Below are 12164 nucleotides of genomic sequence, written 5' to 3' on the forward strand. Positions count from 1 at the left end.
GGAATGCCAGTCGTCGAACTCGCAGGAGTCACCAAGGCCTACGAGAGCAAGGTTGCGGTGCGCAATCTGAGCCTCTCCATCGATGCGGGACAGATGTTCGGGCTCCTGGGACCGAACGGCGCCGGCAAAACCAGTTCCATCCGCATGATGATGGGCATCACCATGCCCGACTCAGGAACGATTAGCCTATTTGGCAAGCCATTTGAGCGTGCGAGCCTGGAGCGCGTCGGCTACCTGCCCGAAGAACGCGGCCTCTACAAGAAAATGAAGGTCATCGAGCAGCTTGTCTTCTTCGGCGAGTTGCATGGGCTTGCCGCTGCCGAAGCACGCAAGCGCGCAACCGACTGGGCAAAACGCCTCGACATTGACGAGGCACTCCCCAAGAAGACCGAGGAGCTATCCAAAGGAATGCAGCAGAAGATCCAATTCATCGGTTCCCTGCTCCACGATCCCGGCCTGATCGTGATGGACGAACCCTTCAGCGGCCTCGATCCCGTCAATGCGAAATTGCTGGAACAGACCCTTCTGCAATTGAAGGACGAGGGCAAAGCGATCATCTTCTCGACCCACCGGATGGATCAGGTAGAAAAGCTCTGCGACTCCATCTGCCTTATCAACAAAGGCGAGTCCGTACTTTCCGGCCGTGTGCGCGAGATCAAATCGCGCTACGAGCGCAATCACATCATCGTAGAGTTTGAGGGAAGTGCCGACTTTCTCAAAAGCACGGAGATCGCCGAAGCCAAAAACTTCTCAGGACACGCCGAGATCCGCCTCAGGGAGCATGGCGACGCCCAAAAGCTGTTGCGCGAAGCCTCGGCAAACGCGCGGATCTACCGCTTTGAAATGGTCGAGCCTTCGCTCGAAGAAATTTTCATTCAGACAGTTGGAGGCAAGGTCGATGCGTAACATCTGGCTGGTTGCGAGACGCGAGTACCTGGAACAAGTGCGTGGGCGCGCCTTCAAAATGACCACATTCGGCGTGCCTGCGATTTTTGCCGTGCTCATCGGAATCGGTTACCTCTCCAATCTCGGCCTTGGATCAGGAAGGCATCTTGCGGTCGCTTCGAACGACCCGGTCCTCGCAAACGAAATCAAGTCTCAATTGCTGGGCGACAAGGACGCAAAAACCCGGGTTGATATCGTGGCGCCGGCTTCCGCTGCCGAACACGACGCACTTGTCAGCGAAGTCCACGCCAAGACGATCGACGGCTTTCTTTGGGTCGAGACGCCTGCGGGACAGACGCCTACCGCGACCTATACATCCTCCTCTTCCGGCGATTTCATCACCGGCGGACGCCTTCACGACGCGGTCAATCATGCCATTCTCGATGCCCGGCTCACTTCAGCGGGAACCCCACACGATGCCGCCGACAAACTTGTGGATGGGGTGCATCTTGAGACCTACCAGGTGAAGAAAGACGGCAGCGTAGTCAAAAGCAATGCCGCCGCTTCTTTTTGGAAGGGCTACGTCATGGCGATCTTGCTGTCGATGACGACCATGATTTACGGCATGAATGTCGCCCGGTCCATTATCCAGGAAAAGACGTCGCGCATCTTTGAAGTCATGCTTGCGATCGCCAAGCCTACTGACATGCTCGCAGGAAAGCTGATAGGTGTGGGTGCCGTCGGACTCACGCAGGTCGGGATCTGGCTGGTTGCGGGCGCAATCCTTCTCGGTACCCCCATTGCCGCCACCGTACTTTCCGGCGACTACGCGGTGCACGTCTCCGCCTTCGAAGCGATCCTGTTTCCCGTTTATTTCGTGCTGGGTTACCTGCTCTACAGTTCGCTCTTTGCGGGCCTCGCCGCTTCCTGCGAAACGGAACAGGAACTCCAGATGTACATGCCCCTGGCAGCGGCGCCCACCTGGCTAAGCTTCTCATTGATCGTGGTGGTCATGAATGACTCGAATTCGGTATGGGCGATTGCCGGCTCGCTTTTCCCGCCAACCGCGCCGATCATCATGTTCCTGCGCATGGCTTCGCAGGTTCCGCCGATGTGGCAATTCGCGGTCTCCATCGGGCTTCTGCTTGTCAGCATCTGGGTGGTTCTATGGATATCGGCAAAGCTCTACCGCGTCGGCATCCTGATGTATGGCAAGCGCGCCACGCTGCCCGAGCTGGTCCGCTGGCTGCGCTATAGCTGAGAATTCCTCCTGCTCAATTTGCGCGCGGGTCGACCAGTACGGCTGGCACATTTCCCTCCGCTTGACGAGTGTCCATTTTCCTCACGTCGAAGTAATTCTCGAGCGCAATAGTCACCGTCTGGGGAAAGCTCTCACCCCATTCGTTTTTGCCACTAACCCCTTCGTGTGATTGAATCTGCGGCCCAGAACTCTATGATGGCCATGACTTAGGTAATGGCTGCCGATTGCGGATTTGGTCTTCGCATTGGACTTTAGTTAGCACTGTCTCGACGTTAGCTGCCGGGCCAGAAGTAAGGGGCGGCTATCCTACAGGTTGCGTGAAATCCTCCAGAGGGCTCGCAACCTGTAGCTTAATTTTCCACACTGTCCTGATAGCCGGGTTTTGAGCATACTCCAGTGCTCAGGCTTATGGCCGCGAAGTAGAACGTAGGGCGCGTAGAATCAGGGCAATGAGCCATCAGGACAGGACCAAATTCACCGTGGGCCAGCGGATTGTGCTGGCGGTTGTTCCGCGGATCGTTTGGGCGGTCCTGTGGCTCGTGGGTCTGACCTGGCGCTTCGAAGTAATCGCGGAAGAGGGCGTAACCCCGGTCGTCTTCGGCCAGAAGGCAGGGCCGGAAATTTACTGCTTCTGGCATCAATGCGTTCTGCCTTGCACCATGTATTTCCGCCACTCCCGAGCCGTGATTCTCATCAGCCGCAGCTTTGACGGCGAGCTGATTACGCGGGTTCTTCGGCTGTTTGGCTTCGACGCGGTGCGTGGATCAAGTTCGCGAGGCGCGCGCGAGGGGTTGCTGGGCCTGAAGAGCGTGATCGAAGCGGGGCGCACGGCGATTTTTACAGCCGATGGTCCGCGCGGGCCGATCTATGAAACCAAACTCGGACCGATCAAACTGGCGCAAGCCACTGGCGCACCGATCGGCGCATTCCACCTGCAGCCCGAACATGCCTGGACTCTGAATTCGTGGGATCGATTTCTCATTCCCAAGCCGTTCACGCGCATCGTCGTGAGCTGGGCCCAGTGGACCCGCGTGCCCGCCAATCTTCCTGCCGCGCAATTTCAAGTCATGCGCCGGGAACTGAACGCCGCCATCGAGCGCGCACGGCTGCGGGCGCTCGCGCACCTGGGGCAGAATGCATCATGACGGATCTGCGCGTCTCCGATTTCGATTTTGTGCTTCCCGAAGAATTGATTGCCCAGCAACCGCCTGCCGAACGCGGCCAGAGCCGGATGTTGACAATGGACCGCATCAGCGGCCAGCTGCACGACAGCCACTTCAGCGACTTCCCTTCCCTGTTGCGCGAAGGCGATCTTCTCGTACTCAACGACAGCCACGTGATCCCAGCGCGACTCTATGCACGGCGAACCCTGCGCCGCGAAAAGGAGAAGCCCACCGGCCGCATCGAAGTGATGCTCACCGAACCCATGGGCGACAACCGGTGGCACGCACTGGTGCGCCCCGGCCGCAAGATCGCCATCGGCGAGCGCCTCGTCTTTCCCGACCCGGACGGCCAGATTGCGCTCGAAGCCGAAGTGCTGGAGCGGGGAGAATTCGGCGACCGCCTGATCGAATTTGCCCCCGTCCAGGACTTCTTCTTAATCCTCGACCGCATCGGGCACGTCCCCCTGCCGCCCTACATCCATCGCGAAGACCAGTCGACCGATCACGACCGCTACCAGACCGTTTTTTCGCGCGAGCGCGGCTCCGTTGCCGCGCCCACGGCCGGGCTGCACTTTACGCCGCAGATGCTCGAACGCATCGCCGCGGATGGAGTTGAGATTGCCCGCGTGACGCTGCACGTCGGCCTCGGCACATTTGCGCCGTTGCGCGTCGAACGCGTCGACGATGTCCGCCTCCATCGCGAGCGTTACAGCATCTCCGCCGAGACGGCCGAGGCCGTGAATCGTGCACGGCGCGAACAGCGCCGCATCGTCGCGGTCGGCACAACCGTAGTGCGCACCCTGGAGGCTGCAGCCCGTCGAGCCGGATCGGCGTTACTCGCCGCTCACTCCGCGGAGACGAATATCTTCATTGCGCCAGGCTTCGAATTTCAATTGGCCGGTGCTTTATTGACGAACTTCCATCTCCCGCAGTCAAGCCTGCTGATGCTGGTGAGCGCGTTTGCAGGCAGGGAGAACGTGCTGGCCGCCTATCGCCACGCTGTGGAAAGTCGCTACCGATTTTTCAGCTATGGCGACTGTATGTTCCTCGCCTAGGTGCATCCAACTCTATGCAGGAATAACCGCTGGAAGCGCCTTTTCACAACGTAGTTTTGCTGGAATCTCGAAAAAAACCTATCCTACGAAATACGATAGACTTACGCGGTGTAGTGGCACGGGCCCAAACATGGAACGGCCGGTCATGTCTGCCAAAGCCCGATAGGCCGTCCGCTCACTCCCTCACACTAAAGGAACGCTTCGTTGATGACTGACACTCAAAACACGATTCTCGTGACAGGCGGCGCCGGATTCATTGGTTCAAATTTTGTGCTGCGCTGGATCGAGACGGTGGGCACGCCGGTCGTGAATCTCGATCTGCTGACCTACGCCGGCAACCTCGAAAATCTCGCAGCGCTCGAAGACGACAAGCGCTACCAACTGGTGCGCGCCGACATCTGCGATGCCGAGGCGGTTGCTGCCGCGCTCAATAGGCATCGACCACGCGCCATCGTACACTTTGCTGCTGAAAGCCATGTCGATCGTTCCATCGTCGACCCCGGCGCCTTCATCCACACCAACGTGCAAGGTACCTACACGCTGCTCGAACAGGCGCGCCGCTACTGGACTGCACTCGACGATGCGGCAAAAGCGGATTTCCGCTTTCTGCATGTTTCCACCGACGAAGTTTACGGAACGCTTTCCCCTGAGGCTCCAGCGTTTTCCGAGACGACTCCGTATGCACCCAACAGCCCCTATGCGGCTTCCAAGGCAGCTTCCGATCACCTCGCACGCGCCTACTTCCATACGTTCAAGCTTCCCGTGCTCACCACCAACTGCTCCAACAACTATGGCCCTTTCCAGTTTCCCGAAAAGCTCATCCCGCTCATGATCATGAACGCACTCGAAGGCAAGGCGCTGCCGGTTTACGGCGATGGGCAGAACGTACGCGACTGGCTCTTCGTTGACGATCACTGCTCTGCTATCCGCGCCGTGCTCGCGCGCGGCAAGCCGGGCGAAACCTATAACGTGGGCGGCAACAGCGAACGCAACAATCTGCACGTCGTGAATACGATCTGCGACCTTGTCGACGAGCTGCGCCCCAACGCAAACCTCGGTCCGCGCCGCAGTCTCATCAAGTTTGTCGCAGACCGGCCCGGTCACGATCGCCGCTATGCGATCGATGCGCGCAAAATCGAGCGCGAACTCGGTTGGACGCCCTCTGTTGATTTCGAGCACGGTCTGCGCAACACCGTCGAGTGGTATCTCCATCACGCATCCTGGATCGAGAATGTGCGCAGCGGCGCCTATCTCACGTGGATCAAGCAGAACTACGAGGAGAGGATTGCGCAATGAAGGGGATCATTCTTGCCGGCGGCTCGGGAACACGTCTCTATCCGGTTACGCACGTAGTTTCAAAGCAACTCTTGCCTGTTTACGACAAGCCGATGATCTACTACCCGCTGAGCACATTGATGCTCGCCGGCCTGCGCGACATCTTGATCATTTCCACGCCCGAGGATACCCATCGCTTCGCTGATCTGCTCGGCGACGGCAAGCGCTGGGGCATCAACCTTAGCTACGCTGTGCAGCCCAGCCCCGACGGCCTCGCCCAGGCCTTCACCATCGGACGCGAATTCATCGGCAACGATACGTGTTCGCTCATCCTCGGCGACAACATCTTCTACGGACAATCGTTCTCGCGCGACCTTCAGCGTGCAGCGCAGTTGAAAACCGGCGCACTGGTCTTCGCATATCCGGTGCACGATCCCGAGCGTTACGGCGTTGTTGAATTCGATGACGCGGGCAAGGCCATTAGCATTGAAGAGAAGCCCAAACAGCCGAAGTCGCGCTACGCAGTAACGGGACTGTATTTCTACGACAACGACGTTGCGAAACTCGCCACCGGCCTCAAGCCCTCGGCGCGCGGCGAACTCGAAATCACCGACCTCAACCGCATCTATCTCGAAGCCGGCAAGCTCAAGGTGCAGGTGATGAGCCGCGGCATGGCGTGGCTCGACACCGGCACGCACGATTCGCTCTTCGAGGCCGGCCTCTACATTCAAACCATCGAACGGAGGCAGGGGCTCATGATCGCCTGCCCGGAAGAGATTGCCTATCACTTCGGTTACATCAATGCCGACCAACTCGAAGAGCTTGCCAAGCCCGTAGCAAAAAGCGGATACGGACAGTACCTCCTCGCGCTGCGCAACGAGCGGCAAATTCCCGCAGGAATCAGCGAGTTATGAAGATTGAAGAAACCTCCCTCCCTGGCGTGCTGCTGATTATGCCGAGGATTCACAGCGACAATCGCGGCACCTTCTGGGAAACCTGGAATCACAAGGCATTCGAGTCGACAGGCCTGCCATGCACCTGGGTGCAGGACAATTTTTCCGTCTCGAAGAAAAATGTCATCCGCGGGATTCACTACCAGACCATCAACCCACAGGGGAAGCTGGTCCGCACCACGCACGGCGCCGTGCTCGATGTTGCCGTCGATCTGCGCCGCCATTCGCCCTGTTTTGGCGATCATGTCGCCGTCGAATTGACCGGCGAAAACGGCCGCATGCTCTGGATCCCCGAGGGCTTTGGGCATGCGTTCCTGGTGCTCAGCGACGTTGCCGGGTTTGCCTATAAGGTCACCGATTCTTACAACCCCCAAGGCGAGCGCACCATTGTGTGGAACGATCCGGAACTCGCGATCGCCTGGCCGGTTGTGCCGGAGGAAGCGATCGTGTCAGAGAAGGACGCGAATGGGGCAACGCTCGAAACCGCGGAGGTATTCGCGTGAGCATCTGGCCACGCGTTCTCATCACCGGTGCCGACGGCCAGGTAGGGCGGGCGCTGCTCACCAGCTTTGCCGGATCAGCTGAAGTGATCGGTTGCAACCGCGCCTCTCTCGATCTCGCCAACGCCGACCAGATCCGCAAAAAAGTGCGCGCAGTTGCTCCCGATATCATCGTCAATGCCGGCGCTTATACCGCGGTCGATCACGCCGAAAGCGAGCGTGATCTCTCCTTCGCTATCAATGGCCGCGCTCCCGGCATCCTCGCGGAAGAAGCGCAGCGCGCCAGCGCCCTCCTCATCCACTACTCCACCGATTACGTCTTTAACGGTTCCAAGAAAGGGCCGTGGGTGGAAGACGACGCGACCGATCCGCTCAGCGTTTATGGCGCCAGCAAGCTCGCGGGCGAAGAAGCGATTCGCAATGTAGGCGGGCGGCATCTGATCTTCCGCACCAGTTGGGTCTATGCGCCTGAAGGAAAGAACTTCGTCCTCACCATGCTGCGCCTCGGCCGCGAACGCGACTCCCTGAATGTAGTCGACGATCAGGTGGGCGCTCCCACAACAGCCGGGGAATTGGCACGGGCAACTCATGCCATCGCCACAGGGATACTTGAAAAGAAATTTGGTGCCGATCGCACCTTGTCCGGCGTTTACCACATGACCTGCTCCGGCAGCGTGTCGTGGTGCGGCTTCGCCCGCGCTATCTTCAAGCGCGCACACAAGCTTCTTGGCGACAAGACTCCCAAAGTCAATCCGATCGCGACCAGTGACTATCCCACCCTCGCAAAGCGCCCCCACAATTCGGTGCTCTCTAACGACAAGCTGCAGCGCACCTTCAACATGCGCCTTGCTCCCTGGCAATCCGCGCTCGATGAAGTTCTGGCAGCGATCGCCGCATATCCGAGGCCTTGATCACAGCCCCTCGCGCGCAGGCCATGTAGACTTCCTCCGAACGAAATTCCTTGGAGGCGTTGTGACCCGAATCGGAAAACTTCACACTCCGTTTGTGGTTTCGCTGATGTTTCTTCTGCCCGCCTGCCTCGGGTCGCAAACCCCCGCCAAGGGCCTCACTGCGGCCGAAGTGATGCAGCGCGTCATCGCAGCAACCGGGGCAACGCCGCCGGCCGATACCGTTGACACGCTCAAGGCCGGCGACCCAAGCACCGTGGTCACCGGCATCGTCACCACGTTCATGGATACATATCCTGTACTCGAAAAAACCGTGGCCAACGGCAAGAACCTCATCATCACGCACGAGCCCACCTTCTATAACCATCTCGACCAGCAGTCGCAGTTCGCCACTGATCCCGTGTACCAGCAAAAGCTCGCCTACATTCGCGAACACCGCCTCGTCGTTTACCGGTTCCACGACACGTGGCACATGCGCCAGCCCGACGGAATCCTCGTCGGCATGGTCAACCAGTTCGGATGGAAGAAATACCAGAACACTGCGAATCCCGACCTCTTCACGATTCCCTCCACGACGGTCGGGCAGATTGCCGCCTCGCTTCAGAAGAGTACCGGTGCTCGCGCCATCCGCATCGTAGGAGACCCTGCGATGACGGTCACGCGGATCGCGCTGATGCCGGGCGCATCAGGATCCGATGAGCAAATCAAGGTGCTGGAGAAGGATGACGTCCAGCTTCTCGTCGCCGGCGAGTCGCGCGAGTGGGAGACCGTTCCGTACGTCGTCGACGCCGTCGCTGAAGGCCGAATCAAGGCCCTCATCCTGCTCGGCCACGAAGTCTCAGAAGAAGCCGGCATGGACGAGTGCGCTCGCTGGCTGCGGTCCGTCTTTCCGGGAATGCCCATTCAATTCATCCCTGCGGGTGAACCCTTTCACACGGTTCCACACACCTCCATTCAGAAAGAGTGATCGAGATCGGACGGGTCCGACAGTACCACCGTGTGTACTTTCCCCGCAGTTGCACTTTCCCGTCTCATCGCCCGGCAGGTAACGTAGAACAATGGACTCCACCTCCGCCATTGAGAGCCCCGCGCACGACGAGGACGCGCCGGTTACGCCAGCCAACCCGATGCTGCGCATCTTCAACCGCATCTTCAACCGGCACTTGATGAACATCGCTGTCCTCATGGTGCTTCCAGTCATCTTCACCAATTCGCTCAATCCCGCTCTCGAATCCGTGCGCGACCCCGACATCTGGTGGCATCTGGCGGATGCCCGTCAGCTTACGTCGACGCATCATTTCATGACTACCGAGACCAACTCCTTTACCGTCGGCGGACAGCCGTGGGTGAATCCGGAATGGCTCGCCGAACTTCCCTACTGGTTCAGCTACCAGGCTCTCCACCTGCGCGGCATCTATCTCTTTGAATGGCTGGTGACCTGCGCCAACCTTGTCTTCATGTACTGGCGTGGCTGCCGCCGATCAGGTCACGCCGGCGCAGCATGGTGGGCAGCGCTAATGGCGTTCGTCCTCATCTCTGTAAACTCCGGCCCCCGCACCATCGCCATGGCCTACATCGCCATGTCCGCCGAGCTTGCGATCCTTGAAGCCGCAGAACGCGGAAAGACGCGCGCTCTCTGGCTGCTGCCGCCGCTCTTCTGCATCTGGGTCAATCTGCACGGCAGCTGGCTCATTGGCCTTGCTCTCCTTTTCCTGTACGTCCTCTGCGGGGCATTCGGAGTGAGGAAGGGCATGATCGAGCAGGTAGCCTTCACGCATGCCGAACGGAATCGCTTTCTCGCCGTTCTCGGTCTTTCCATCGGTGCACTGTTCATCAATCCCTATGGGTGGCGCCTGGTTTGGAACCCCATCGACATGATGTTCAACCAGAAATTGAACATCGCCAACGTGATGGAATGGAAGCCCCTGGACCTCACCACTATCGCCGGAGCAGCAGCATTCGCAGCCATGTGTCTTATGGTGGTTTGCAACGCGATCCAGGGCCGCAAATGGCGGGTCTACGAATTGGCTTTCGTGTTCTTCGCCTGGTACGCGGCGTTGGTCCACATGCGCTTCCTCTTCATGGCCGCAGTGCTCACCACGCCCTTTCTCGCGGTCGATCTTCGCCGGGCTTTCAATCTAGGGTCGGATGAAAAGACTATTCCTGCGGCAAACGCCGTCATGGCCACCGCTGCCGCACTCGTTTTCATTTTCATCTTCCCCAGCGAAAAGAAACTGGACGCCAAGCTGGGCACCTTCTTCCCGATGCAGACGCTGGCGTCGATTCAACCCTCGTGGCGCACCTTCAACTCCGACTTTGTCGGCGGCATGATGACCTTCGAGTCCAAGCCGGACTTTATTGATTCGCGATTCGACATCTTTGAGCATCGCGGCGTTCTGGCTGCCTACCTTCAGGTGATGTACCTGGTACGTCCGCTTGAACTCCTCGATCAATACAAGATCGACCACGTTTTTGTGACCGACACCATGCCAGTCGCCTACCTGTTGAAGCACACGCCGGGTTGGACCCAGGTTGAACGGGAAACGACTGGGAAAGACATTTACGTCATGTTCGCCCGGACGCCGGGAACTCCCGCGGGTTCAATGGCCATGAATTCTGTTGAGCCAGCAAAAAGGTGAAGTTCATCTCCTTGAGCCAATGAAAATAAATGCGGCGCACAACTCCATCGAACCTGTTGAATACCTTGCCGCCTCTGTAACTCCGAGGATCATCAGTATCGATAACCCTCATCATCGCATGATGATACGGCCGAATATTGAAGCTGATATTCGTGACGGCGATCTTCCGATCGAGGTTCGAAAACCGATTTAACCACCCGCATGTGACTAGCATCACAGGTGGGCGCCTCAATCCATGGAATCATTCACTGAACAGGTTTGAGATCGACATGGCTACGCACACATTCTGGAGCGCCTCAGTGAATTTTGATTCTTCTTCGTTCGTTGCCGAAAAGGAACTGATCGAAGCTCTCGAAAGGCGCTCCTCGACCGTGGTGTGCACGGAACCGCGCTGCCTTTTCACGCAAGGAGGCGCTCCGGCCGGCCTCTTCATTCTCCGCAAAGGTGCTGCGCGCCTCACCATGCAATCGCCCACCGGTGGAAGCCTGCTGTCGATCGGCCTTCACGCCGGCTCGCTGCTGGGTTTGCCGGCTCTTGTTGCAAATGAACCGTACACCCTGACAGCCAATGCCGAAAAGGATGCGGAACTCGGCTTCGTGACCAAAGAGGACTTCAACAGCCTCATGCTCGCCGATCCGTCGCTTGCACTCAGAGTGCTGCGAGTGCTCGCAGCAGAAGTGCGCACAGCGCGGCACGCAATTTCCGAGTTCTAGAGCGCATTCAGCCCAAGCCATCAGCAGCGCAGCGTCTTGCGCTTCTTTCCCACCCGCCCCATCTTTTCGATCTTCTCGATATACGCTGTTGCTACCGGCACTTTGCACTCTGTCTCGCCCATATCGACCTTAACTGTGCCAAGCTGTTTCGCAATCGCCTTGGCCTGCGACAACAGAGGTTTGACGTAGCTTCCCACGGCGATCACGAAATAGTTCATCGTGTACTTCACACGGTTGGGCACAGAGCCTATTTCTTTCGGGACCCTGCCAAGCAGCGCTTCAATCTCCTTGAGATCTAAATCTTCGTCGGCTTTCATCGACAAAAGTCCCGCGTACGTGCACCAGCCGCATGCCGCAACGGCATCGTCTTTCGCTTTCATCCACCCCAGCGCCAGCTCGTGCGCCGACGCATTTTCGACCGCAAGCCACGGCACCGTGTACTCCGAGATCATCTGCAGACCGACCGCGCTTTTCGCCCATCTATTCAGTTGGGCTTTGCTCAGTCTGGATCCATCGGCCACCATGCCAGCGAGGTACATCGCGTCCATGATTCCGGTTTCGTACAGCTCGCACGCCAAAGCCTGATCTCCGCTGATGGTCTTTGCGATCACCTTCATATCGGCAACACTGACGCCATACAGGCGTTCCGGATCCATCCCATGACGCGCATAAATCTTGCGTGTCTGTTCTTTACCTTTCTTTCTTAATTCCGACATGATTGCGGAAATGGTGGGCATTGGCTTCTCCTGTCTCGCGTCCATCGTATGAGGTTTGCCGAGGATTATCCGATGTAGCCGCCCAGAGCGCAACAC

13 protein-coding genes are annotated in these 12164 nt (G+C 58.4%); 12 read left to right on the forward strand and 1 reads right to left on the reverse strand.

The genetic code is table 11. The features are described from left to right. Positions 1-3: 3 nt before the first annotated feature. The 12 genes from WCA10_RS20205 to WCA10_RS20260 all read left to right on the forward strand — a co-directional run bounded on the left by WCA10_RS20205 (position 4) and on the right by WCA10_RS20260 (position 11352). Positions 4-906: an ABC transporter ATP-binding protein gene (locus WCA10_RS20205; RefSeq protein ID WP_472824326.1), complete on the forward strand. Its 903-nt coding sequence runs from the start codon at positions 4-6 to the stop codon at positions 904-906. Next, on the forward strand, positions 899-2146 hold the full coding sequence (locus WCA10_RS20210; RefSeq protein ID WP_472824327.1) for an ABC transporter permease: 1248 nt from the start codon (positions 899-901) through the stop codon (positions 2144-2146). The genes WCA10_RS20205 and WCA10_RS20210 overlap by 8 nt, the downstream gene beginning before the upstream one ends. Before the next feature lie 449 nt (positions 2147-2595). Then, positions 2596-3291, forward strand: a complete 696-nt coding sequence (locus WCA10_RS20215; protein WP_472824328.1) for a lysophospholipid acyltransferase family protein — start codon at positions 2596-2598, stop codon at positions 3289-3291. Then, on the forward strand, positions 3288-4364 hold the full coding sequence (gene queA, locus WCA10_RS20220) for a tRNA preQ1(34) S-adenosylmethionine ribosyltransferase-isomerase QueA (RefSeq protein WP_472824329.1): 1077 nt from the start codon (positions 3288-3290) through the stop codon (positions 4362-4364). Before WCA10_RS20215 ends, queA begins: the two co-directional genes overlap by 4 nt. 207 nt (positions 4365-4571) lie before the next feature. Then, complete coding sequence (rfbB, locus tag WCA10_RS20225) at positions 4572-5660, forward strand: dTDP-glucose 4,6-dehydratase (protein ID WP_472824330.1); 1089 nt, start codon at positions 4572-4574, stop codon at positions 5658-5660. Further along, positions 5657-6553 (forward strand): glucose-1-phosphate thymidylyltransferase RfbA, encoded by an 897-nt coding sequence (gene rfbA, locus WCA10_RS20230; RefSeq protein WP_472824331.1) that lies wholly within the window; start codon positions 5657-5659, stop codon positions 6551-6553. Before rfbB ends, rfbA begins: the two co-directional genes overlap by 4 nt. After that, positions 6550-7095, forward strand: coding sequence for a dTDP-4-dehydrorhamnose 3,5-epimerase (gene rfbC, locus WCA10_RS20235; protein ID WP_472824332.1), 546 nt, complete (start codon positions 6550-6552; stop codon positions 7093-7095). The genes rfbA and rfbC overlap by 4 nt, the downstream gene beginning before the upstream one ends. Further along, on the forward strand, positions 7092-8003 hold the full coding sequence (gene rfbD, locus WCA10_RS20240) for a dTDP-4-dehydrorhamnose reductase (RefSeq protein ID WP_472824333.1): 912 nt from the start codon (positions 7092-7094) through the stop codon (positions 8001-8003). The genes rfbC and rfbD overlap by 4 nt, the downstream gene beginning before the upstream one ends. A 61-nt stretch (positions 8004-8064) precedes the next feature. Further along, on the forward strand, positions 8065-8967 hold the full coding sequence (locus tag WCA10_RS20245; protein WP_472824334.1) for a Nif3-like dinuclear metal center hexameric protein: 903 nt from the start codon (positions 8065-8067) through the stop codon (positions 8965-8967). A gap of 91 nt (positions 8968-9058) precedes the next feature. Next, positions 9059-10639, forward strand: a complete 1581-nt coding sequence (locus tag WCA10_RS20250) for a hypothetical protein (RefSeq protein WP_472824335.1) — start codon at positions 9059-9061, stop codon at positions 10637-10639. Next, entirely contained in the window at positions 10620-10832 is a 213-nt protein-coding gene (locus tag WCA10_RS20255) for a hypothetical protein (RefSeq protein ID WP_472824336.1), read from the forward strand. The genes WCA10_RS20250 and WCA10_RS20255 overlap by 20 nt, the downstream gene beginning before the upstream one ends. A gap of 76 nt (positions 10833-10908) precedes the next feature. Then, on the forward strand, positions 10909-11352 hold the full coding sequence (locus WCA10_RS20260; protein WP_472824337.1) for a Crp/Fnr family transcriptional regulator: 444 nt from the start codon (positions 10909-10911) through the stop codon (positions 11350-11352). Between the two features lie 20 nt (positions 11353-11372). On the opposite strand, the gene WCA10_RS20265 is transcribed toward WCA10_RS20260, so the two are convergent. Further along, positions 11373-12089: a DNA alkylation repair protein gene (locus WCA10_RS20265; protein WP_472824338.1), complete on the reverse strand. Its 717-nt coding sequence runs from the start codon at positions 12087-12089 to the stop codon at positions 11373-11375. Positions 12090-12164 lie beyond the last annotated feature (75 nt).

The organism is Occallatibacter sp., from assembly GCF_049582745.1.
Taxonomy (GTDB): Bacteria; Acidobacteriota; Terriglobia; order Terriglobales; family Acidobacteriaceae; genus Telmatobacter.

Excerpts from the sequence above, each read along its gene's own strand:
- WCA10_RS20205 (WP_472824326.1), top strand. The coding sequence starts at position 4 with ATGCCAGTCGTCGAACTCGCAGGAGTCACCAAGGCCTACGAGAGCAAG.
- WCA10_RS20210 (WP_472824327.1), top strand. The coding sequence starts at position 899 with ATGCGTAACATCTGGCTGGTTGCGAGACGCGAGTACCTGGAACAAGTG.
- WCA10_RS20215 (WP_472824328.1), top strand. The coding sequence starts at position 2,596 with ATGAGCCATCAGGACAGGACCAAATTCACCGTGGGCCAGCGGATTGTG.
- queA (WP_472824329.1), top strand. The coding sequence starts at position 3,288 with ATGACGGATCTGCGCGTCTCCGATTTCGATTTTGTGCTTCCCGAAGAA.
- rfbB (WP_472824330.1), top strand. The coding sequence starts at position 4,572 with ATGACTGACACTCAAAACACGATTCTCGTGACAGGCGGCGCCGGATTC.
- rfbA (WP_472824331.1), top strand. The coding sequence starts at position 5,657 with ATGAAGGGGATCATTCTTGCCGGCGGCTCGGGAACACGTCTCTATCCG.
- rfbC (WP_472824332.1), top strand. The coding sequence starts at position 6,550 with ATGAAGATTGAAGAAACCTCCCTCCCTGGCGTGCTGCTGATTATGCCG.
- WCA10_RS20250 (WP_472824335.1), top strand. The coding sequence starts at position 9,059 with ATGGACTCCACCTCCGCCATTGAGAGCCCCGCGCACGACGAGGACGCG.
- WCA10_RS20260 (WP_472824337.1), top strand. The coding sequence starts at position 10,909 with ATGGCTACGCACACATTCTGGAGCGCCTCAGTGAATTTTGATTCTTCT.
- WCA10_RS20265 (WP_472824338.1), bottom strand. The coding sequence starts at position 12,089 with ATGCCCACCATTTCCGCAATCATGTCGGAATTAAGAAAGAAAGGTAAA.